This window comes from Sphingobacterium sp. HJSM2_6, from assembly GCF_049316305.1.
GTDB lineage: Bacteria > Bacteroidota > Bacteroidia > Sphingobacteriales > Sphingobacteriaceae > Sphingobacterium.
On the sequence record NZ_JBMOXB010000011.1, the window covers coordinates 78939 to 102593 of the forward strand.

At 36.1% G+C, this 23655-nt stretch carries 16 protein-coding genes and 5 tRNA genes; 1 reads left to right on the top strand and 20 read right to left on the bottom strand.

The genetic code is table 11. The annotated features are described in order from the left end of the window. Positions 1-2: 2 nt before the first annotated feature. From rplA to ACFRAE_RS11135, 12 genes are all read right to left on the bottom strand, one after another. On the bottom strand, positions 3-701 hold the full coding sequence (gene rplA / locus ACFRAE_RS11080; protein WP_422797226.1) for a 50S ribosomal protein L1: 699 nt from the start codon (positions 699-701) through the stop codon (positions 3-5). 22 nt (positions 702-723) lie between these two features. Then, positions 724-1167, bottom strand: a complete 444-nt coding sequence (gene rplK / locus ACFRAE_RS11085) for a 50S ribosomal protein L11 (protein WP_422797227.1) — start codon at positions 1165-1167, stop codon at positions 724-726. Positions 1168-1379: 212 nt separating this feature from the next. Beyond that, positions 1380-2591, bottom strand: coding sequence for an FG-GAP repeat domain-containing protein (locus ACFRAE_RS11090; RefSeq protein ID WP_422797228.1), 1212 nt, complete (start codon positions 2589-2591; stop codon positions 1380-1382). A gap of 104 nt (positions 2592-2695) precedes the next feature. Next, complete coding sequence (locus ACFRAE_RS11095) at positions 2696-3715, bottom strand: glycoside hydrolase family 18 protein (RefSeq protein ID WP_422797229.1); 1020 nt, start codon at positions 3713-3715, stop codon at positions 2696-2698. A gap of 175 nt (positions 3716-3890) precedes the next feature. Beyond that, positions 3891-4436, bottom strand: coding sequence for a transcription termination/antitermination protein NusG (nusG, locus tag ACFRAE_RS11100; protein WP_099365880.1), 546 nt, complete (start codon positions 4434-4436; stop codon positions 3891-3893). A 22-nt stretch (positions 4437-4458) separates the two neighbouring features. Then, positions 4459-4653 carry a preprotein translocase subunit SecE gene (gene secE, locus ACFRAE_RS11105; protein ID WP_422797230.1) on the bottom strand — a complete coding sequence of 65 codons (195 nt, stop codon included), beginning with the start codon at positions 4651-4653 and terminating at the stop codon, positions 4459-4461. A gap of 25 nt (positions 4654-4678) precedes the next feature. Further along, a tRNA-Trp gene (locus ACFRAE_RS11110) sits at positions 4679-4749 on the bottom strand. Positions 4750-5132: 383 nt separating this feature from the next. Beyond that, entirely contained in the window at positions 5133-6320 is a 1188-nt protein-coding gene (tuf, locus tag ACFRAE_RS11115; protein ID WP_422797231.1) for an elongation factor Tu, read from the bottom strand. Positions 6321-6396: 76 nt separating this feature from the next. After that, positions 6397-6468: transfer RNA gene (locus ACFRAE_RS11120), tRNA-Thr, on the bottom strand. A 94-nt stretch (positions 6469-6562) separates the two neighbouring features. After that, positions 6563-6635: transfer RNA gene (locus ACFRAE_RS11125), tRNA-Gly, on the bottom strand. Between the two features lie 54 nt (positions 6636-6689). Further along, a tRNA-Tyr gene (locus ACFRAE_RS11130) sits at positions 6690-6773 on the bottom strand. A 25-nt stretch (positions 6774-6798) separates the two neighbouring features. Continuing rightward, positions 6799-6871 (bottom strand) — tRNA-Thr (locus ACFRAE_RS11135). Positions 6872-7238: 367 nt separating this feature from the next. Between ACFRAE_RS11135 and ACFRAE_RS11140 the strand changes: the two genes are divergently transcribed. After that, positions 7239-8327: a BamA/TamA family outer membrane protein gene (locus tag ACFRAE_RS11140; RefSeq protein ID WP_422797232.1), complete on the top strand. Its 1089-nt coding sequence runs from the start codon at positions 7239-7241 to the stop codon at positions 8325-8327. A 201-nt stretch (positions 8328-8528) separates the two neighbouring features. On the opposite strand, the gene ACFRAE_RS11145 is transcribed toward ACFRAE_RS11140, so the two are convergent. The 8 genes from ACFRAE_RS11145 to ACFRAE_RS11180 form a co-directional block, all read right to left on the bottom strand. Beyond that, positions 8529-8999: a hypothetical protein gene (locus ACFRAE_RS11145; RefSeq protein WP_422797233.1), complete on the bottom strand. Its 471-nt coding sequence runs from the start codon at positions 8997-8999 to the stop codon at positions 8529-8531. A 24-nt stretch (positions 9000-9023) separates the two neighbouring features. Further along, positions 9024-10343 (bottom strand): sensor histidine kinase, encoded by a 1320-nt coding sequence (locus ACFRAE_RS11150; protein WP_422797234.1) that lies wholly within the window; start codon positions 10341-10343, stop codon positions 9024-9026. Positions 10344-10345: 2 nt separating this feature from the next. Beyond that, entirely contained in the window at positions 10346-11698 is a 1353-nt protein-coding gene (locus ACFRAE_RS11155; RefSeq protein WP_422797235.1) for a sigma-54-dependent transcriptional regulator, read from the bottom strand. 15 nt (positions 11699-11713) lie between these two features. Continuing rightward, the gene (locus tag ACFRAE_RS11160; RefSeq protein ID WP_422797236.1) at positions 11714-13021 is read right to left on the bottom strand and encodes a TolC family protein; all 1308 of its coding nucleotides are present in this window, start codon (positions 13019-13021) and stop codon (positions 11714-11716) included. 254 nt (positions 13022-13275) lie between these two features. Next, positions 13276-15657 (bottom strand): ABC transporter permease, encoded by a 2382-nt coding sequence (locus ACFRAE_RS11165; RefSeq protein WP_422797237.1) that lies wholly within the window; start codon positions 15655-15657, stop codon positions 13276-13278. Between the two features lie 161 nt (positions 15658-15818). Further along, a complete protein-coding gene (locus ACFRAE_RS11170; protein WP_422797238.1) occupies positions 15819-18215 on the bottom strand; it encodes an ABC transporter permease in 2397 nt (798 codons plus the stop codon). Positions 18216-18551: 336 nt separating this feature from the next. Then, positions 18552-20951, bottom strand: a complete 2400-nt coding sequence (locus ACFRAE_RS11175; protein ID WP_422797239.1) for an ABC transporter permease — start codon at positions 20949-20951, stop codon at positions 18552-18554. A 202-nt stretch (positions 20952-21153) separates the two neighbouring features. Then, complete coding sequence (locus ACFRAE_RS11180) at positions 21154-23619, bottom strand: ABC transporter permease (RefSeq protein WP_422797240.1); 2466 nt, start codon at positions 23617-23619, stop codon at positions 21154-21156. Positions 23620-23655 lie beyond the last annotated feature (36 nt).

Genomic DNA, 23655 nt, shown 5'->3' on the forward strand with positions numbered 1-23655 from the left:
GATTAAATTCCCGCTACTGATTTAGTTTCTACATGAATACTAGGACTCATGGTTGATGAAATGTGAATACTCTTAAAGTACGTTCCTTTAGCTGCAGATGGTTTCAAACGTGATATAGTCTGTAAGACTTCTAACGCGTTATCATAAATCTTATCTGCTTCGAAAGACACTTTACCAACTGAAGTGTGGATAATACCAGTCTTATCAACTTTGAAATCTATCTTACCTGCCTTAACTTCGGTAACAGCTTTACCTACATCGGTAGTTACTGTACCTGTTTTAGGGTTTGGCATTAAGTTTCTTGGACCTAAAATACGACCCAATTTACCTACTTTCGCCATAACACTAGGCATGGTAATGATAATGTCAACGTCAGTCCAACCACCTTCGATTTTACTGATGTAGTCGTCAAGACCTACGTAGTCCGCACCTGCCGCTTTAGCTTCTTCCTCCTTGTCTGGAGTACACAATACTAAAACGCGAACTGTTTTACCAGTTCCGTGAGGTAATGTTGCGATACCACGAACCATTTGATTTGCTTTTCGAGGATCTACGCCCAAACGGACGTCGATATCCACTGAAGCATCAAATTTGGTATTGGTAATTTCTTTAACTAAAGCCGCAGCTTCTTTTAAAGTATACGCTTTACCAGCTTCAATTTTGGATAGTGCCGCTTTTTGATTTTTTGTTAATCTAGCCACTTTCTTAAACTGATTTCGTTAATTAATTTTTCCAAGGAGCATCACCAGATACAGTGATTCCCATACTACGTGCTGTTCCAGCAACCATCTTCATAGCTGCTTCAACAGTAAATGCATTCAAATCTGGCATTTTATCTTCCGCAATAGTTTTCACTTGATCCCATGAAATGGAAGCTACTTTCTTACGGTTAGGCTCTCCAGATCCGCTTTTCAGCTTTGCTGCATCTTTTAATTGAACAGCTACTGGAGGAGTTTTGATGATAAAATCAAAAGATTTGTCGGCATAAACAGTGATTACAACAGGTAATACCTGACCTGGTTTGTCTTGCGTACGAGCGTTAAATTGCTTACAGAAATCCATAATGTTCACACCTTTAGCACCTAACGCAGGCCCTACCGGTGGAGATGGATTCGCAGCTCCGCCCTTCACTTGTAATTTTACTAACGCACTGACTTCTTTTGCCATTTTTTTTGTGATTTAATTTGTTAAATGTTTGTTAGTAAGTTGGAAGCAATAACGTAACATTTACTCTCTCGATGTATACTTAACAGAGTTTTGCATACAAACGAGGTGCAAAGATATATATAATTTGTTATAAATGAAATGTTTTTATTCTTTTTCTTCAGGAATTCAGCAAATATTATTCATCAAAAATAGGATCATAAATAATCATCCCATTATTTTCCTAAAAGCAATCTTACCTGCCCTCCCCAAGCGCCGATGATTAAATCTGCTATTCCATCAGCATTTACATCCGCTACAGCAATCCCCCAACTCCTATCTTTTGTAATATCCGGAATTACATCTGCTGTAGAAAACTCAAATTTACCTTTACCATCATTTTTTAAGGCTTGTACTTGCATGGCTTCAAATGGTGGGATTTTCAAAGCACTTAATATGAGGTCCAAATCGCCATCGCGATCATAATCAATCACATTCGCTGCATAAGTAGAAAATTCATAATCTGGGATATGGCTTTCGGTCACATCTTTATATACACCCGAACCTTGATTTAGAAACAAGCGTCCCTTAGGATTTCGGTCTACCTTTCCACCATTACTAGTTAGATTAGCAAAAAATAGATCCAATAAACCATCCTCATTCGCATCAAAAGCTAATACTTCCCGAGTATGCATGGGTTCCAGAGAATTAAATGCTCCATCTTTTTCTCCAAAATTACCTTTACCATCATTAAAATATAATCGTGCTGGAGGGCCTTCATTGCCTAAAGCCATATCGACAAAACCATCTCCATTTAAATCTGCCAATTTCACCGACTGCGTCAAATCATTATTCATGGGTAATGATTGATTTGATTCTATAAAATAACCTAATTTCTTCGGGTCATTCAACCACACAAAATTTCTAGCTCCAACTCCTGTATTTCCGACCACCACATCCATATATCCATCCCCATTAACATCGGCTACGTCCAATCCATTTCCTTCACTCTTTTTCGGCAATCTGTCTGAAACGTTTTTAAATGTACCATCTCCATTACCTAAATAATATTCATGATTTTGATCATCCTCTGAAACGAAAATTACATCTACAAATCCATCGTTATCAAAATCTGCAATACGAACATGTTCTGTATCGTTCTTAGCATTTTCAAAAACATCCTTTTTCCAAGTAAATTTTCCATTACCAACATTTATATACAAACGATTGGGCTCTTTTTCCAATGCCAATACTAAATCAACCAAACCATCTCCGTTCACATCCGTAGCCACAACATCCAAAGCATGTGTTTTTGGATCTATGGGAATATGAGTTTCCGTAACGTCTATAAAATAAGAAGTTTCATTGGCTTTCTTTTGGCAATTTGCCGCCGAAGAAAATAACAAAACAAGAAATATAAGGCAATAGGAATAATTAGGAATAGACATAGTGATATGATTAAAAGATTAAAATAAATTATGAGACTGGAGATCGTGATAGGCTCATTATCAAGAACCCAAAAAACCAATAAAATGTTTCTATTATTTTACAATTACTTATTCAATTCTTCAAACAACGCTTTACTCAAGGTTAAATCGGCATCATCAGCCACAAACTCCCAATACATCGCTCCTAGTAAATTATTGGAACGAATATAATCCGCCTTCAACCTTAAGGATTTTTCATTCTCAAACGTACATAACATTATCCCTTCATCATTTACAGCATATGGAACTTGCGCAATATCATCCCAAAGCAACGTGTATTTATTTAATCCAGCATAGTCCTTAAAAAGAATAAAATCAGGAACATTTGATTTATCGCCTCTCCCATAGAAGGGAATACCCATGACCAGTTTCTCCTTAGGTATACCTGCTAAAATATGCGCTTCTATGGACTCCACTAGGGTAACAGGACCTGACAATGCAGAACGATACAAGCTAGCATGATGTTTCGGCGGTTTTGCTACATCGTACATCATCACATTCACAAAATCCAAAAATGGAGTTATTGTTTTAAAATCCATGTATTTCGCATCCGCTATCGAAGCTAATGTGAGCAATTTATTTTTCCCAATATGCTGCCTGATTTCCTTTATAAGTAAGGAAAAATTCTTGGTGTCTTCCGGATTGGAAGAAATGCCTGCAGCAGAACTTGTTGGATATTCCCAATCAATATCAATTCCGTCTAATTTAAATTCCTTCACAACTCGCTGGCAATCCTTGGCAAAGGACCTTCGAAAATCTGGATTTGCCGCCATCTCGCTAAAACGCCCAGAACCCCAACCGCCTATAGATAGTAATATTTTTAATTTTTTATACGAATTCCTAAGTTTCACAATCTCTTTTAGTCGTTCAGGATTATCAATTCTTACCGCATTAAAAGAGTCACTCACATGCCCAAATGCGTAATTAATGTGCGTTATAAGCTTAGGATCAGGAATTGGTTTAGTCCACGAGGTAACATAAGAAACAATGACCTTTTTAGACGGCTGAGCAAAACTCAACGAAATGAACCCCGATAAAAATAAAAAAATAAAAATTACCTTATTCATTACATAAGAAGATTTCATAGTAGGCTATTTCACTGTCTAACAATCAGTTATTATCTAGCTAAATATAGCAATTATTCTCCAATTACATAATCAAAGCGATAAACCTGATTTGACAAAAAATATAGGCATAAAAAAAACGAGCTTTAGGCTCGTTCTTTCTAATATTTTATAGTGTTACTTAATAAGCTTAAACTTATTCTTTTTCAACTTGCATGTAGTTCAATTCAAGCGGTGTTTTACGTCCGAATACCTTAACCATTACAGTCAATTTCTTCTTATCCTCATGAACTTCTTCAATCTCACCCGTGAATCCATTAAATGGACCATCACTAACTTTAACTGTTTCACCTACATAGTATGGAACGTTAATAGATTCTCCTTGCTCAGCCATCTCATCCACTTTACCTAAAATACGGTTCACTTCAGCTGGGCGTAAAGGAATTGCATTACCTGCTTTATCCCCTAAAAATCCAATTACACTGTTCACATTTTTTATTGCATGCTCGATCTCTCCATCCAATGCGGCTTCAATCAAGACATACCCTGGGTAATAGTTACGCTCTTTAGCTACTTTCTTACCATCACGCATTTGATAGTATTTCTCCATAGGAATCAATACTTGAGTAACCAAATGCTGAATACCTAGACGATTGATTTCTGCCTCTAGATATTGCTTTACCTTCTTCTCTTTACCACTAACTGCACGTACTACGTACCATTTTAAACTTTGATCTGCCATAATTATCTATTGGATTAGAAAATTAAGAAGCTGTATTGTATAATAGCTCCATAATATTGCTAGAAGCTTTATCCATCACAAAAACCAGTAGGGCGATTATCAATGATGCGATTAAAACAATAATTGCATGACTTTGTAATTGTGCCCAAGTTGGCCAAGTCACTTTCTCAGTGATCTCTGTATAAGAGTCTTTAAAAAAATTAAGTACTTTTGCCATTTAATAAGTTTTCTAAGTTATTTAGCACGGGCACTAGGATTCGAACCCAGATCGAAGGTTTTGGAGACCTCTATTCTACCTTTGAACTATGCCCGTGTAGCTTTTAAATTTGATGTTGCAAATATAGAGTTTAAACCCGATTACAACAAATATTATTTCATTTTTATTGCTGAAAATTGATTAGTTTTTTTCTGATTTTTATTTCAAATTTTAACCTTCATGTTCCTAGCTACTTAGCTTAGAAAAAGTTAAATTAAAAAACGCACAGCTCCTATTCATTCGAAAATTCCTCTCGATCAAAGCGAAGTATGTCGAAATAAATTCATGAAAAACTTCTCATCAGTTCTTCCTTTCTAAATACCTAGATTAACTAAAGTAAATCTGAGCATATGGTAATCGGAGAACAAAAAAATTCAGAAAAAATAAGCTAATTAGCAAAATGCCAATTAGCTTATTTTTTATACAGATAATCTTTTAGATTATTTTACGATTTCAGTTACCTGACCAGCACCTACTGTACGACCACCCTCACGGATAGCGAAACGTAGACCTTTTTCCATAGCGATCGCAGCAATTAATTTTACTGTGATAGTTACGTTATCACCTGGCATAACCATTTCAGTACCTTCTTCTAACGAGATTTCTCCTGTTACGTCTGTTGTACGGAAATAGAATTGAGGACGATATTTGTTAAAGAATGGAGTGTGACGTCCACCTTCTGCTTTTGATAATACGTAAACCTCAGCTTTGAAGTCTGTGTGAGGAGTTACTGAACCTGGTTTACAGATAACCATACCACGACGGATATCAGTTTTCTCAATACCACGTAACAATAAACCTACGTTATCACCTGCTTCACCGTAATCTAAGATTTTACGGAACATCTCAACTCCTGTAACAGTTGATTTTAAGTTCTCAGCACCCATACCTAAGATCTCTACTGGATCTCCAGAGTTGATTACACCTCTTTCAATACGACCTGTTGCAACAGTACCACGACCTGTGATCGAGAATACGTCCTCAACTGGCATCAAGAAAGGAAGTTCAGTCAAACGTGGAGGAATTGGAATGTAGTTATCTACTGCGTCCATTAATTCCATGATTGAATCAACCCATTGATCTTCTCCATTCAAAGCACCTAATGCAGATCCTTTGATTACTGGAACGTCATCACCAGGGAATTCATAGAATGATAATAATTCACGAACTTCCATTTCAACTAAGTCTAATAACTCAGAGTCATCAACTAAGTCAACTTTGTTCAAGAATACTACTAACGCAGGAACACCTACCTGACGAGCTAATAGGATGTGCTCGCGAGTTTGAGGCATAGGACCATCTGTAGCAGCAACTACGATGATAGCTCCATCCATTTGCGCAGCACCTGTTACCATGTTTTTCACGTAATCGGCGTGACCTGGACAGTCAACGTGTGCATAGTGACGGTTAGCTGTTTGGTATTCTACGTGTGCAGTATTAATTGTGATACCACGCTCTTTTTCTTCAGGAGCAGAGTCAATTGAATCAAATGAACGAGCTTCTGAAAAACCTTTATCAGCTAATACTTTAGTGATAGCAGCTGTAGTAGTTGTTTTACCGTGGTCAACGTGACCGATAGTACCAATGTTTAAGTGCGGTTTACTACGGTCAAATTTCTCTTTTGCCATGTTTATGCGAATTAGTAATTATAAAATATTTCCTTAAATTAATTTTTACAAAGTTAAATAAAAACTTATGTATCTGAGCCAAAGATGGGATTTGAACCCACGACCTCTTCCTTACCAAGGAAGTGCTCTACCCCTGAGCTACTTCGGCTTACAAAAAGTTATTTACAGCTATAAGCCTCTACCTTTATTTTCAATTTTTGTTTGCTAATGAAGAAAGAGACTTAGATGTGTTTTATAAATTGAGCGGAAGACGAGGTTCGAACTCGCGACCTATAGCTTGGAAGGCTATCGCTCTACCAACTGAGCTACTTCCGCTTTTAAGTTTACATCCCAGAGTGTTAGTTACCCAACGGGATGTAAACTTGGTTTTGGTGGAGGGAGAAGGATTCGAACCTTCGAAGCCGAAGCAACGGATTTACAGTCCGTCCCATTTGACCGCTCTGGAACCCCTCCAGACCTGCAACTAATGTTGCATTTGAGCCTCCTATCGGAATCGAACCAATGACCTACTGATTACAAGTCAGTTGCTCTACCAGCTGAGCTAAGGAGGCGGATATTTAATTTAATAAAACTTTCTTTTAAAGAACGGCTACCTTTGGATAGCGAGTGCAAAAATCTAATATTTATCTGATATTCGCAAGTTTTATTTTTATTTTTTTTACTTAAAGAACTTTCAAAACTTTAAACGCATATTTTCCGTTTTGATGATGCAAAGATAGCTACTCCAACCACATTACAAAAATATTTAGCCATTTTTTTTGACGCTGAAAATCATATCCTTGATATGCAAGTAAATAATTTTCATTTCGCATTCCTTTTTTACCTTTATATTTGGGCATGATGAATATTTTTAGCTCCCGATTTTTTATTTTATTTCCACTATCCTTAGGTCTTTTTTGCCTTTCTCCTTCATTGACTATGGCACAAGAGAATCAAAATCTCATCAAAAAATTGATTAAAACTTTTGTTTCTTCTCAAAAAGATTCTTCCAGATCTGGAAGCTTTGTCGTTCTCCCGGCATTAGGGTATGCGCAGGAAACTAGCTTTGAATATGGAATTGCAGGTACTTACAATTTCTATATGGACAAAAATAACCTAGATAGTAGAACTTCCAATATCACGTTAATTGGAACCCTAACGAGTAAAAGTCAAAAAAACATTAAACTGAATTCGGATATATGGACAAAAAATAACGATTACCATATACTTACTGAAATAAGATTTCGAGATTGGCCCTTTAACTATTATGGAATTGGAAATGACACCTGGAAAGATCAAGAAGATTATTTAGATCAAAAACTATATCGAGTAAAAGTAGAAGCAGAGAAAAAAATTCTACCTAAATTCTACGCCGGTGTCAATTTGAATTATGAAAATTTCACCTTCAAAGATATTCATGCAGGTGGTATTTTTGAACATGATGAATCAATGGGCAAAAAAGGAGGGCAATACCTCGCCCTTGGAATATCCACACTATATGACACGAGAAACTTTACAACTTTTACAACTTCCGGCGTTTATGCTAGAGCCAAAGTGAGCTTCGCTCCCAATTTGTTTGGAAAAGAAAACTATATCGGAACCCAAACGGAAATAGACCTACGATGGTTTTACCCCCTTCATCCCAAACTAAGCATTGCAGCGCAAGGTATTTACAGAGGTACTTATGGAGAAAACACCCCGTTTTATGTCATGCGTGATTTGGGTGGAGATATGATCATGAGAGGCTATTACTTAGGTCGTTACAAAGATAAAAACTTCCTAGCTAGCCAAGCCGAGCTAAGGTATAGATTTCATCCAAGATTAGGGATCTCTGGTTTCGCAGGTGCAGGATCTACATTTTCTAAAAAACATGATTTCCGATTTTTACCTTCTTATGGCGCAGGCCTTCGCTATTTCTTTAGCTTAGAGCACAACAGCAGCATCCGATTTGATTATGCCTATGGAGAACAAAGACCTGGTGAAAAAAGACAATCTGGGTTTTATTTGAGTATCAGTGAAGCTTTTTAAAGGGACAGAGGCATCAAATAGGTAAATCGTAATAATATACCTGACTTCCTAACTTGCTTATGAAACCCTAATTTTCTGATCATCACTGAATGGGAGGATGTTAGGGATAAGTCATTCAACAATTAGCTAAACATTCGAATAAAACCCTAAAGCAAGGAGCCTAAATTAAAGTCAAAATTGGAAGTCCATAGGCCATACGAGCTACCATAATTGCTGTCTAAGCCAAAAATCTTCCTTATGTTGCGCATCCCTATGTAACAACAATCCAAAGTGGAATAAATTAATAGAAACCGTCACCCGATTATCAGAGATTAATGTGTTCCAAATTGGAGATTGTTTTTTACTATACGGTTTCTGGATAACAACGATTTTACCAGAATCAATTATGTTTAGTAAATCTTCTATATGATCCCATTTTACATGATCTAACCAAAAAGCATCTGCTGTTAAGTCACTAAGCGAAATACTTACGGTACGCACATTCAGATAACTTAAAATATTGTGCAATTGTGGCAGAAGCTTAACACCATTAGGGTATGTTATCGCATTTGCAGATTTAAAATGCTTATTGTATATCACCTGATCGGCTATGGCATAAACAAACGGAGAATGCGTGCCATGACGACTATTCGATATAAAAAAATGGCGTAGATAGGAAAACAAGTCAATCATGTACGCACAAAATTACGAAATCCATTAGAATTGTAAGGTAAAAGTACTGCCCTCTCCTTCTATACTGTCTGCAGATAAATTACCATTATGCATCAACATAATCTGTTTACTTAACGAAAGTCCAACACCAGTTCCCGTTTTTTTAGTTGTAAAAAATGGGGTAAATATTTGATCTTGAATTTCTGCAGACATTCCAACGCCGTTATCTTGAATTTTTATCTGGACAAAGTCCTTATGTTCTATTGCGGTTAAACTAATGTATGGATTCGGTTGATCCTTGACCGCCTCAATCGCATTCAACAATAAATTAATCATCACCTGTTCCATTAAATTGATATCAGCTTGAATCACCAATCGGGTATTCTTAATGATGATATCCACATCTATTTGCTTCTGTAATAAGGTGGGTTCAAGAAGTTGATACGTATTTTCAAATAATTGAACCACTAAAACATCACCGAATTTAGGTTGATCAACTTTATTAATCATTCGGTAACTTTTTGCAAATTGCAATAAGCCTTCACTCCTTCGCTTTATCGTAAAAACACCAAGTTTCAAATCATCGAGGTCTTCCTTTTCCGTCCAATGCTCGAGTCGGCTATGTAATGTCTCCGCTAATGAACTAATGGGACCAATTGAATTCATAATTTCATGTGTCAATACCCGCAACAGCTTTTGCCAAGCTTTCGTTTCTGTTTCATCAATTGCTTCATTAATGTTTTGATAGACTACAATTCGAAAAGATCCTTCCTGCGTTTCAAATCCAGAACTCTGTAATAGCAACTTAATTTTACCCTTACTAGAATGTACAGTTTCAATTTGATGTTTTCCCACCCGAAGCTGAATAGTTTTTTCAAATAGATCTATATTTCTTTTTGCCATTCCAGAAATATTACCCAGATGAGGTACTTGGAACAAATCCTTAAAAGAATCATTGAGCCATATAACTTTGCCAGTTTCCGCATGATAAAAAATGATCGCAGTATCCAACATATTGATTACCTTATTTAGGTATTGATGCTGTAGGGCTTGATCGATGCTGATGTGCTTATAAACCTCATTAATTTGATTAAAGGATTTAAACAATTGCCCTTCCACTGTACGTTCATTTTTAACCAAAAATCTACGCGTGAAATCTCGGTACTTGACCGATTCGGCAAATTCCTGTAACTGGACAAATAGAAATCGATGTTTGGAAAACAGCTTATAGGTAAAAAGCACCAAGATCAAAAAACCAAAAAAGGCATATGCGTAATATTCAAGAAAAACTAAATACGCTACCCCTACTGAAGAAGCAATTATTAGTAGGGTTTTGAAGAAGTCGGATATGGCTAATCGAACCATCACTAAAGGTTATATTTTTCTAGTCTTCGATAAAGCGCTGCTCTGGTCAAACCTAATTCTTTCGCTGCTTTACTGATATTTCCATTAAATCGTTCGATAGCTGATTTAATAGCCTTTCGCTCCATTTCCTCTAAGTTATGCGTCGGAAAATCTGCTTCTGGTAGATTTAATTCTTGTTGTTCAATTGGCGAAAACAAAATATCCGAAGCACAAATACTTGATTGATCCGTCATGATTACTGCCCGCTCAATGCTATACTGTAGTTCCCTTACATTTCCAGGATAGTGGTATTGACTTAATTTGACTATGGCATCCCTTTCTAAGCCTTGAATATTTTTATGATACTTCGTGTTATAAAACGCTAAAAAATGATTTGCCAATAAGGAAATATCTTCCACACGCTCCCGTAAAGGTGGCACTTGAATTTCTAAGGTATTGATTCGATAGATTAAATCCTTCCTAAATCGCTGCTCATCCGCTAAGTTTTTCATAGGAACATTGGTGGCACTTAACAGCCGAATATCAATTGAAATGGCTTGGCTGGAACCCAAGGGAACTACCGCCCTGTTTTGCAATACACTCAGCAATTTCGCTTGCTGTTGTAAGCTGATATTTCCAATTTCATCCATAAATAGCGTACCATGATGGGCATGTTCAAATCGGCCTTTTCGATCTTCCCGAGCATCGGTAAACGCACCTTTTTTGTACCCAAAAAGTTCACTCTCAAATAAGGTTTCCGTCAATGATCCAACATCCACTTTCACAAAAGATTGTGTATTTCGCAACGATCGCTGGTGAATTGCCGAAGCTATAAGGTCCTTTCCTGTTCCATTCTCCCCTAAAATTAGGATGTTGGCTTCTGTAGGCGCTACCTTATCCAATTTATATTGTAAATCTTCCATAATAGCAGATTTTCCAATAATTCCATGCTGTTCGCGAATTGGCAACGCTGATTTATTCTTTTTTTCTAAGCTTACCTCATCAAAAATACCTTCCAATGTTTGAAGCAATTGATCATTTTGCCAAGGCTTAACAATAAAATCTGAAGCTCCTTGTTTTAAAGATTTAACCGCCAAATCTACTGCACCATAGGCTGTGATCATGACAACTTGTATGTTTGGAAAAAGTGATTTTATTTTTCCAAGCCAATACAAACCTTCATTTCCAGTATTGATGGCACTTTTGAAATTCATATCCAAAAGCACGATATCTACCGGGTTCTTTTCTAGTATATGTAATAAACGCTCCGGATTGTGCTCCACCAAAAGCTCCTTAACTTTAGGTTTTAGCAATAATCGAGTGGCTGTTAATAAATCTTGATCGTCATCTACAACTAAAATTCTCGCCTTTTTCATCTTCTGCTAAGTTAATTATAAATCCAATGAACCGGAGTAATAATCATTGATATATTTTTGCATAACCCATTCATATCGTTTAATAACTAACTGACTTTTAACCTGATCCAACTTATTCTTAGCTGTTAAGTAGAGTACCGAATTGCTATTTCCCGCTTCAAAATGAACCGTCGCAATCCGAAAGGCTTCTTGATAATTCCCCTCTTGTTCTTTTAAATTTTTAATATTTTCCTGCGCTATTTTTAAATCAAACACGGACCTCGCAGTCACTTTCCTTAATTCATTTTCTTCAAATTGTTTGGTCAACTGCATTTCAGATAAATCCAATTTTGCCAACTTGACCTGATTTCTTGTATTGAACTTATTAAAAATAGGGATATTCAAACCAACAGAAATACTTTTACTTAAGTTATTCTTCATTTGATTGAAATAATCTCCACCTACTTTGCTGTAGTTAGAATAAAGCCCTGCTCCAAAACTTAAAGACGGAAAATAGGCTGCTTTTGCTACTTTTATTCCTTGCTCCAATTCTTTTATCCGCCAATCTAAGGCCTTCATACTGGGCATTATTTTCAATGATTGCGCATATAAGGCATCTGCTGTAAATATGGGTATATCTGTTGAAATAGCGATAGGCGATAACCCAGGTAAATTAGATTCCGCAATATTCAGTAATCCTGCTAGTTGAATTCGAGCATCTTTTAATGATTGCTCTGTCATTACTAAACTGTTTAATTCAGCACTATATTGACCTTTTAAATCATAATAATCTCCAGGGGAAATAGCTCCTTCCCTATTTAATACCTCATGCCTTTGCACTTGTTCCTTCGTTACTAACAACTGACTCTCCATTTGCTTCAACATATCCACAGCAGTTAATACTTTCACAAACGCTTCTATAACATCCAATTTTAAATTATTTACTGCGCTCTCATATTCTAACTTTCCAGCTTCCCTTGCATTCGATTGTTTGCGGATTTGATGTAAAATGGAAAAACCATTAAATATGGGTGCATTTAAAACCAAGGATTGATTCCCATAGCTATTATTCTCATCTACATATTGATTGGTAGTGGGGTTTATACTACGACCTTGACTTAAGCCATGAGACAAGTTGCCTCCTAAACTTGGTAAGCGTTCATTCAATGCCTGTTTATAGCGAATATCAGCTCTTGATAAGGCCAATTCATTACGCAATAATCCAGTATTATTCTTGATAGCCAGACCAATGCAATCGGTTAAGGACAGGAGGGAATCCTGTCCATTTACCGAATAAACTAAACAACAAACAAATACGGTTATAGCGAGGACTATTTTTTTCATTTATCTTCTTTTCATTTATTAACCACGACTCATGCCAAACAAACAACCTAATGAATATCAGTATATTACATATTAATGAAATTTTCCAATGTACGAACCCGAACAACCAACTGTTCGTTATTGGACAACATGGGAGGAGATAGGGCAGAGAAGCTCCTGGCGTTGAAGTATTAAATAAACAAGCAGAACAATCGCCTAGCCTAGTTCATAAAATCGACTGTCTTAAAAGCTCTGCGCTGTAATCAATTAAAAAATCACTCGTCTTTTAAACTATTAATAGGATTCGATTTGGCTGCTTTGATCGTTTGAGAGCTGATAGTTATTAAGGAAATAAACATGGTTATGCCTCCTGCAAGTAAAAATATCCACCAGTCCATGCTACTCCGATAAGCAAAATTAGTCAGCCATGCACGCATAGCCCAATAACCTAATGGTAAAGCTATTAGAAATGCAATCACTACCAATTGCAGATAATCTTTAGATAACATGGCAACCATGTTATACACAGAAGCCCCCAGTACTTTGCGAATTCCAATTTCTTTAATTCGTTGTTTAGCAGAGTATGCAGATAAAGCAAACAATCCTATACAAGCTATGATGACCGTTACCACAGCAAAGAGTTGCATAATTTTACTGGATTGCTGTTCTTTTTTATACATAGCGGCGTAATCATCATTCAGAAAGTGACTTTCGAAGGGACTATTTGGCTTTATTTCTTTAAAAATTCGGGATATATCTTCCAATGCTTTCGTGGTCGAGGTTCCTTCTTTTATTTTAATGAAAATATTACCGAAGTAATGATATTCAGGAAATAGTACTATGGGTTGTACCTCGGTATGTAGAGATGCAAAATTAAAGTTTTCAACCACCGCCTTTATAGGTCCTTTTCTGCCATTCATCTGAATCTGTTTGCCAATAGCTTCTTCAGGATTCCAACCCAAATTAGATGCGGCCAATTTATTCAATATAAATCCGACACTTCGGTTCGCTGAAGTGTCTTGGGCCTTTTTAATATCGACATCATTTAAGTTAGTCCCTGCAATTATAGGAATCTCAAATACCGTCAAAAAATCCTTCTCTATAGGAATTGCAGTGATATTCAAGCTAAAGTCGTTAGACTTACCTTCCGCAAAATTAATGGAATAACCACCTTGCACATTTACTGGTGAATCATAAGAGGCTGAAACTGCCTTAATAGACGAACTTGCAAGCAATTTATGTTTTAAAGTCTCACGCTCTGAATTACTCCATATATCACCATCCAATACCAATACTTGCGATCGATTTAACCCTGTATTCATTGTTTGAATAAAATGCATTTGCCGATATGCCAACAATGTACATATTACTAGAAATATGGAAACAGCATATTGGAAGGTAATTAATATTTTTGCTATTGAAAACTTGCTTTTTTTAGATTTCCATTCTCCTTTTAAAATATCAACGGGGTTAAATTTGGAAATCAACCAAGCTGGCCAACCATTAGCTAGCAAAGTCAAAGCAATAAAAAACCCGATAATAATTCCGTAGAAAATGGGCTTATTCCATACATCGAAGCTGATGATGATACCCAAGTAATTAGCAAAGATTGGTAGAAGCAACCAAGCCGAAAATATCCCTAGGCACAAGGAGATAAACACCATGAAAGTCCCCTCTGTAAGAAACTGTTTAAATATCCTCAATTGATTGGCTCCCAATACTTTCTTCACTCCGATTTCCTTTATTCGTTCCGTAGCATGCGCTAAACTCAAGTTTGTGAAATTTACACAGGATATGAGCAATAAGCTAATTCCCAAGAAAGTAAAAATATACAGGTAAGTTATATTGCCAGTACCCGCAGTTTTTGAAAACAAATGCACTTCGCTTATCGGTTCCAAATCGATTTTAAAACTAAAACCCTGCGCTATTGCTTCTTTAAATTGATTATTAATAAATTCATCTATTTTCCCTTGCAAAGCATGAAATGAATTCGGATTTTTTAATAACAGAAAAGTCACATCATTTGCACTTCCCCAATTCGGATCCTTATATCGGGACAACCCTTTATTGGACATTAAGGCATCAAATTTTAACTCCGAATAACTTGGTACGTTGCCAATGACCGCCGTCACCAACCAAGGATTTTTATCAATCATCAGCATTTTACCTACGGCTTCTTGATCAGCAAAATATTTCTTAGCTAGATTTTCCGTTAAAACAATCGCGTTTGGTTCACTCAATGGGTTTTTCGCATTTCCCGCCAAAACATTAAAATTCAATACATTTAAAAATTCCTCGTCCACAAACTTCAGTTTACTCTCCTTCAGTTGTTCGGTACCCTTTTCTACCAAAGCAGCCCCATTATATGCATACATCCGTACAGCCTGTTCTACTTCAGGAAACTCCTTTTTAAACGTTGGTGCAAGCGCCGTTGGGGTAACACCCATATGAATAAATTCAGCATCCTGTCCTGATTTATACCCCATACTTACATAAGCTACCCGAGGATAATTTGATAAATATTTATCATAACTCAATTCATGATAGATATAGGCTGCTAACAATAAAAAACAGGATATCCCCATCGTTAATCCTGCTATATTTATCAACGAAAACCCTTTGTTTTTCCGAATGTTTCTTAATGTAATTTGTACCATTTTATGGATTTTAAAATTTAGAATAAGATTGGATACTTTGTTCTTTAAGGTGTTTATAATAACATAGGTATACCGTAACTTAAAAGGATTAGGTGCTGTGAAATTTAATTTTTTTGTTCAAATTTTTTTCTATTCTGCCTAAACTCTTCGTTCTAATAAAATTATTCATCTCTCAAACTGTTTACTGGATTGGTCTTTGCAGCTTTCATGGTTTGCCATGCGATAGTTAACCATGCAATAGCAAAACAGATACTACCTGCCAAAATAAACATCCAAATGGACATATGAATTCGGTAGGCATAATCCTTTAACCACAGGTTCATCACGTACCATGCTATCGGAGATGCAATCAAAAAAGCAAGGAGAATGAGCAATAGAAAATCCTTAGAAAGCAACAAAATAATATTCGTTATCGAAGATCCTAGTACTTTCCGAATCCCTATTTCTTTGATGCGTTGGTTGATGGTCATCAATGCTAATGCGAACAAACCTAAACTTGAAATAATTATGGCAATACTGGTTCCTGTGATTACAATATTCGAGAATCGTTTCTCACTTTGATATAAATTCTGAGTATTCTCATCCAAATATGAAGGTTCAATACTTGCTGCAGGATTCACTGTTTTCCAAAGTCTATTTACCTCTTTCAACGTTTCACCCAAATGAGCTGATTGCACTTGAACAAAAATATATTCCACAGCAAATATTTTCGGATTGATCGAAAGCGTTAAGGGTTCAACACTATTCTTTAAATCCTGAAAATTAAAATCATCTATAACGCCGATAACGGTAGAAGTACCGTTAAGTCCAATTTTTTTCCCTACGACCTCTTCGACTCCGCCAAACTGTGCTGCCATCTGTTTATTGATAATGATGGAGGATGTATCTGTTTTCATTTGCCGATCAAAATCCCGACCTGCAAGCAACTTAATCCCTAAAGTCTGTAAATAATCAAAATCTACACGCATGAAATTCGTAAACATCTCCCTGTTATCGTGTTCGAAACCAAAGACACTACGCGATTGTCCGCCATCGCGCCCTCTACCTATATTAACATCAGATCCGCTAACTGAGCCAACCCATGGTTCTTTTTCTAAGGCAATCCGCATCCGACTCAAAGCATCTTCTTTATCTAATCCTCTTCCAATTGGGATACTGATCACCTGATGTTTATTAAATCCTAATGGACGATTACTCATGTAAGTCAATTGCGTACTAATGACTATGGTTGCGATCATCAAAGTAATGGCAATAATGAATTGAACTACCGTTAATGAACTTCTTATTTTAGATGCCTTTATTTTTGCGGAACCTTTTAGCGATTGAATAATTGTCGTATTGGCAATTTTCCAAGCAGGCAAGCCACCAGCGATTAAGGTGATCATGATAAAACCTATAATAAAGAATAGTAAATTATTAATCTGGAATAGATCAATAATCTTCAACTGATAATCCATATTGGCATTATACGAAGGTAAAAGTAAGGATGACAAAGACATGCCTAATACCAAACCAAAGCAACAGATCATAAAGGACTCTGTCCAAAGTTGTTTAATAATTTGCCAATTTGAACCCCCTAATGTTTTTCGAGTAGCAATTTCACGATTACGAGTTATAGAATGTGCTAAGGTCAAATTAATAAAATTCGAACATGCAATAAATAGGATTAATCCTGCTAAGATTAATAATATCCAAGGATAACTAGCCGATGGTCCAGAGGCAACTCCAAATTTGCTGAAATGATAATCAGCTAAAGGAAGTATATTCAACGAAATATATAAGCCATTTCCATCGGGTCTAGCCCCATCTCTTTTTAATCGCTCGTTTGATTCTTTAAAATGTTGATTTGAAAAATTTACCAGTTCCTTAGCGAAAATTGAAGGTTCTATTTTTGGAGTTTTTAATTTCACAAATACTTCATGATTCTGATGCTCCCAATTATCTTTATTTTTAAAATAATCTGGCTGAGCCTCAAAGCTTATCAAACTGTTAAATCGCAAACTGGAATTCGCCGGCAGATCTTCCAATACAGCAGTAATCGTTTTACTAGTCCATTGCCCGTCTTGGTTATATTCTACAGACTGACCGATGATATCGGTACTTCCAAAAAGATTCATAGCAATTTTCTTGCTGAGCACTATTTCATCCGTTGATTCAAGGCCACCCTTACGTCCTGATAGAACGGGAAAACTAAACATCGCCAAGAAATCCTTATCCACATATTTAATGGATGATGTGATCTCCTTATCTCCATGACGAAGCATAATGTTTCCATTCGCATACCTAGAAGCATACTCAATAGTTGGAATCTCAGACTTTAATTGAGGTGCCAATGGAACTTCCATAGAGATATTGTATTTAATCCCATTGGTAGGCTCAGATTTTTTATATAAAACCCCAATTCTATTGATATCATCATGAAATTTATCAAAAGACAATTCAAACATTGCTGTTAAATAGAGCACGATTGATGCTCCCAAAGCAATTCCAAGTCCCAGTACATGTATGGAACTCAGCATTTTTGTCTTTTTTAAACTACGTAAAGCCGCCTTAATCATTGCTTTCTATATTATTTTCCCAAATAAACTAATTGTCCATACCCATATTTACAAGGCCTTTGCCAAAACTGCAACAGGCTATATATCATTAATTTACAAAAACTATTCAACCATTTACATGTTCGTTTTTGAACAGTTTTTGTACGCTTGTGAACATCAAAATAAACCTGAAGGCATTTATCTAGGCTTAGCTTTAAATCTTGAGTCACGGAGAAGATGATAAAGGGCAGTGCTAAACCTCCTTTCTACTCTATTCTTTCCTGCAAAAAATCAACGATCAACTATGAACACTCGCATCTCATGGCTCAAGTCAGATGGTTTTTATCTCAAGGCTTCTTATTCATTTCTAATACTATCCACAGGATTAGACTTGGCTGCAAAATATGATTTCGACAGCAATACCAAGGAAGCAATCAGCATCAGCAACAGCATCGATAGTGGAAACATCCACCAGGATATCTCCGTTTTGTAGGTAAAATCATTCAACCAATTATTTCCTAAATACCAGGCAATCGGAAATGCAATAACACAAGCAATTCCAACCAAAACCAATTGGTTGCGTAATAACAAGAAAATAATTTCCTTAACCGAAGCCCCAAGCACTTTACGTATACCTATTTCTTTTGTTCGTTGATTTGCGGTGAAAATAGCTAAACCAAACAAGCCCAATCCTGCTATTAAAACCGACAAGCAAACTGCCCAAGTTAATAACTTGGACAATTGTTTTTCTTTAGTGTAAAATTGAGCAAGATTTTCATCTAAAAATTTAAAATCAAATTCATCGTTCGGAAAAATAGCCTTAAACTCCTTTTCCATTTTACCTAAAGCAGATTTCCAAGTTTCAGGACGATTCACATCAAGTTTTACATGAAAAACATAACCTCGATTAGTCCCGTAATAAACCAAAGGTCTTATCGGATTTTTTGCAGAACTAATATCAAAATCTTTCATTACCCCAACGACGAGCATCTCTCCATTATTAAAGGATAATCCTAAGGCATCATCAGGTTTTTTTAAATTCAGCAATCCCAATGCTTTTTCATTTATTAATACCTCCGATTTGGAGTCTATCATACGAATGTTTCTTCCAGCCACTAAAGGAATATGGTATACTTCGATAAAATGTTCATCCCCATTGCGCGCATCGAGGTTAAGCTTTTCCAAATCTTCTCGATGATCCACGCTTATACTGGTAGTCATTTGACCTAAAAATGCAGGCGATTGGTTTCCAAGACTTAGCTTTTCAATTTCTGGTATTGATGCTAATTTATGTTCTAATAACTTCGCCTTTTCTCCATTTTGATAGGCCCCAGGAACAAAGAAATTAACCACAGCCTCCTTATTAAAACCCATATCTTTCTGCGATACATAGTCGATTTGTTTTACCACAATAAATACACAAATTAAAAACACTTGCGCTAACAGAAATTGAAAAATGGTCAAGGCTTTTCTAACCCAAGAACTACGACTTAAATTTGAATTCTTGCTCAATTGATTTTTTAATGCCAGCACTGGTGCATAGCCAGTCATGATCCATGCCGGATAGAATCCTGCTAATAGGCTTACTAACACAACTTGCAATAGGACAAACAACAATATCCAGCCATAATACACTTTCCCCAAACTTAGTTCTTTGGGTATAAAACCATCAAAAGCTTTAAGGAAAATCGGCGTTAACAATAGCGATAATACCGCTGCTGTTAAGGTAATTAAAAAGGTTTCCAACAAAAACTGACTAGTCAATTTCCATTTAGAACTGCCTAAGGTTTTACGAATACCAACCTCCTTTGCTCGCGCTATAGATTGCGCGGTTGATAAATTAATAAAGTTCACCAGCCCTAAGCAGAGCAGAAAAATTGCAAGGACAATTAAGTTTCTTAATGTTTCTGGTTTAGTCGCATTATAATTATATTCAGGATTAAAATGCACATCTGTTATTGGCTGTAGTTCGAATTTATCTTTAAAGCCATCATCCGCCTTTTTATACTTGCCTAGCAGCTGCATTATAGCCTTTTCTACAGCACTCACTTCAGCATCCTGAGCTATCTTAATTAGACTTTGGTTCGAATCACTGTAGTTATTCCAAACCTCCCAACTAAATGCTTCTATTAGTTTAGGGTAATTTGGAATGGTTGCCGTTGATATAAAACTACTGTATTTAAATTCTGAATTTTCCTGCATTTCTGCAACTACAGCACCTACCGTTAAATTGATGGAATCCGCAAAAACCACCGTTTCTCCTAAAACCTCTGCCATAGTTTTATTCGGAAAAAACCGCTTTTGATCTTTGTCCGTTAATACGATGATATTAGGTTTGTCCAAAATCTTTGCGTCACCAGCAATCCATGTATGCGGATAAATAGCAAAATATTGACTATTGGTAAATATTAGTCCTCTATTTTTTGTAAACAAATTAAAGCCCTCATCACCCTTCACGGGTACCTTTAGCGAATTATTATTAGGCATCAATATTGGGACCACCAGGTCTACCATGGAAAGCTCTTCATCCATAGCTCGCATTAATGGTGTTAGCGTTCCCGCTAATTTAAATTCACCATTCGTCACCACTCGAAAAACCCGATCTCGATCCTTCACATGTTTATCAAAACTATAGTCGTATGCCACTAATAAAAAAATCACCAGTGTCGCGCTAATTCCTATACCTAAACTCAATACATTGATAAACGTCATCAATTTATTGTTTTTAATTTTCCGCAATGCCGTCTTTAGAATCATTTAATTATAGATTTGAGATGTGTGTGTAGTTTGACATACTTAATTTTTTAACAATATTTTGATTCGACTTGATTATTAAATGATATTATTTGCTTCAAAGAAGGAGTTTATGGTCCCGCTTCTCCAAAATTTTTTCTACCTCTATGTGTTGATTTCGTTCACTCTGCTCTAATATCTTATGTCTCTAATCCGATACCTATGATTACTCATCCCTCAAGCTCTCTACAGGATTTGATCTAGCGGCTTTCATCGCTTGATAGCTAATAGTTAGTATACTGGCAGAGAAAATAACGGTACCGCCAATAAGGAAAGGAACCCAACTAATATCAATTCGATAAGCAAAATCAGCTAACCAGGAATTGGCCAACCACCAAACGATAGGAGACGCAATGATCAGGGCGATGAACACCATGTTAAGGTAATCCTTTGAAAGCAGGCCAAATATCTTGGAAATGGATGCCCCAAGAACTTTCCGAATACCTATTTCTTTACTCCGCTGATATGCGGAAATTGTTGCTAATCCAAATAAACCTAAACAGCTAATGATTACAGCTATTACTGTACAAAGATTAGTAAGCGTCAAGAGCATATGTTCTTTTTTATACAATGAGGCAATACTTTTATCCATAAACTCATACGTAAAATCTTCTACAGGAAAAAATTGGCTCCATTTATTTTTTACAATACCCATTACCTCATCCACAGCTTGAAAAGATCCAGAAGCTAACCGTATATTTATCGTACCTGCATTTCCTAAATGAGTTCTTAAAGCAGTAGGTTCAATTGCCGAATAAAAGTTGCTAATATGAAAATCTTTAACAACCCCAACAATTGGATAACGCTGATTTCCTTGGCCTATAAGCTTTCCTATAGCATCTTCCGCTGAAGAAAATTGAAACATTTTAACCGCAGATTCATTGATTAAAAAAGAACTAATGGTATCTGAAGGAAGTAGATTTGCTCCCGCAATCAGTTGAATACCGTAAACGTTTAAATAAGCCGTATCTACCGATTTAAGAAAAATGCGACGTCCCTCGCTCTCTTTATCTCCTGCTGCTTGTACAGTATAAATCGAAGAACTATGCCTATCCGTCATTGGTTTTTGTCCTAAACTCACGTGTTCAATTCCAGGGATTTTTCTTAATTCCGTTAATAAGGTTTGTCTTTTACTGTCGTAATTTTCTGAATCCCATAATTTAATTGGAATATCACTAACTATGACCGATTCCTTTTTAAATCCCAAATCCTTTTGTATCGCAAAAGTCAATTGCTGACCTATGATTATTGCGGAAATAATAAATATTTGCGCAACTACAAACTGGAAAATAATAAACAGTTTTCTAATATTCAGTCTTACATTCCCAACCGCTATCTTACTTTTATTCCTAAAAATATCCACTGCATTTACTTTTGTTGCCATCCAGGATGGAAATATTCCAGCGATCAATAAGGTTAGCAAGAATAACAAAAACATAAACAAGAACAATCTCCATTCGTTCCTAAAAAAAAAGCTTTCCGTTGGGAAAAATTCATTTAAAAAATGTATTGCGAGAAAACTTAACGGAATAGAAAAAATTATAGCTAATAAAATTACCCAACCAGTTTCCATGAGCAACTGAAAAATTAAATGCTTCCCTTTGCTTCCAAGAGTTTTACGGATACCAATTTCTTTATTTCGCTGAGGCAATAAGGCTGTTGTTAAGTTTATATAGTTTATACAAGCCAAGATCAATAAAAATACACCTGTACCTATTAATGCGTAAATAACTTTTTTGCTAATTTTAGAGATTCCAAAATCGTTGATTTCTGTGCTAAAATGTGTCTCTAAAATTGGCAATTTTTCAATCTCGCGGTTATAGTTATAAGTTACTTTTCGTTCTTGATTAAACAGTTCCCAATTGGAGCGAACTTTCTTTTGCACTTGATCTAATATTCGCGCAGCCTCCGTTTCATTATTTGTTTGGAAGTAAACCATATCGGAGGAATTGGTATTGGTCCAATTCGCCAAACTTAAATCTATAGACGATTTCTCTAACAACATAAACTCCTCTCCTCTAAATTCGGAGGGATAATCCAACGGTTTTACAATTCCTGAAATAGCCACCTGAATACTATCGTCATACAGCACAGTCTTTCCAATCATTTCTTCAAATTGTAAATCTGGAAAATAATATCGAGCCCTATTTTCCGAAAGAACTACCTCTTTAGAATGACGAAGTGCAGTCTGCTTATTTCCTGCCAACCAAGTATAATCCAATAAATCAAAATAGCTTTTTTCCGTTCTGAAAATTTGTTGCTTTTCAAAATCTAGCAACTCTTTCCCGATATGTTGACCTCTTCCTTCCGGAACGAATACAGATTGGGTATAGGTTTTAAAAACAGGAACCAATGTTTTTATACCGGCAAGTTCTTCTTTCATGTAAAAGTAAATAGGCGCAGAGATCCCTCCTGAAAAACTATAATTTCCTTCCTCCCCCATTCTCGAAATCAATCGATATGTATGCTCTTTATGAGCCATCCCTTCCTCGTAACTTAGCTCATAAGTTACATACTTATATATCACCCAACAGGAACTAATTCCTATACTTAATCCTAAAACATTTAAAAAGGTATACAACTTGTTCCTGAATAAATGCCTTAAACTATACTGTAGAATGCTGTGAATCATGTTACTAAATTTTGAGACGATGCATAGAAAATGTTA

Coding starts and splice junctions, on each gene's coding strand:
- ACFRAE_RS11160 (WP_422797236.1), bottom strand. CDS start 13,021: ATGAAAAAAATAGTCCTCGCTATAACCGTATTTGTTTGTTGTTTAGTT.
- ACFRAE_RS11140 (WP_422797232.1), top strand. CDS start 7,239: ATGGCACAAGAGAATCAAAATCTCATCAAAAAATTGATTAAAACTTTT.
- ACFRAE_RS11180 (WP_422797240.1), bottom strand. CDS start 23,619: ATGATTCACAGCATTCTACAGTATAGTTTAAGGCATTTATTCAGGAAC.
- tuf (WP_422797231.1), bottom strand. CDS start 6,320: ATGGCAAAAGAGAAATTTGACCGTAGTAAACCGCACTTAAACATTGGT.
- ACFRAE_RS11155 (WP_422797235.1), bottom strand. CDS start 11,698: ATGAAAAAGGCGAGAATTTTAGTTGTAGATGACGATCAAGATTTATTA.
- ACFRAE_RS11175 (WP_422797239.1), bottom strand. CDS start 20,951: ATGATTCTAAAGACGGCATTGCGGAAAATTAAAAACAATAAATTGATG.
- ACFRAE_RS11170 (WP_422797238.1), bottom strand. CDS start 18,215: ATGATTAAGGCGGCTTTACGTAGTTTAAAAAAGACAAAAATGCTGAGT.
- ACFRAE_RS11145 (WP_422797233.1), bottom strand. CDS start 8,999: ATGATTGACTTGTTTTCCTATCTACGCCATTTTTTTATATCGAATAGT.
- rplK (WP_422797227.1), bottom strand. CDS start 1,167: ATGGCAAAAGAAGTCAGTGCGTTAGTAAAATTACAAGTGAAGGGCGGA.
- secE (WP_422797230.1), bottom strand. CDS start 4,653: ATGGCAAAAGTACTTAATTTTTTTAAAGACTCTTATACAGAGATCACT.
- ACFRAE_RS11090 (WP_422797228.1), bottom strand. CDS start 2,591: ATGTCTATTCCTAATTATTCCTATTGCCTTATATTTCTTGTTTTGTTA.
- ACFRAE_RS11095 (WP_422797229.1), bottom strand. CDS start 3,715: ATGAAATCTTCTTATGTAATGAATAAGGTAATTTTTATTTTTTTATTT.
- ACFRAE_RS11165 (WP_422797237.1), bottom strand. CDS start 15,657: ATGGTACAAATTACATTAAGAAACATTCGGAAAAACAAAGGGTTTTCG.
- nusG (WP_099365880.1), bottom strand. CDS start 4,436: ATGGCAGATCAAAGTTTAAAATGGTACGTAGTACGTGCAGTTAGTGGT.
- ACFRAE_RS11150 (WP_422797234.1), bottom strand. CDS start 10,343: ATGGTTCGATTAGCCATATCCGACTTCTTCAAAACCCTACTAATAATT.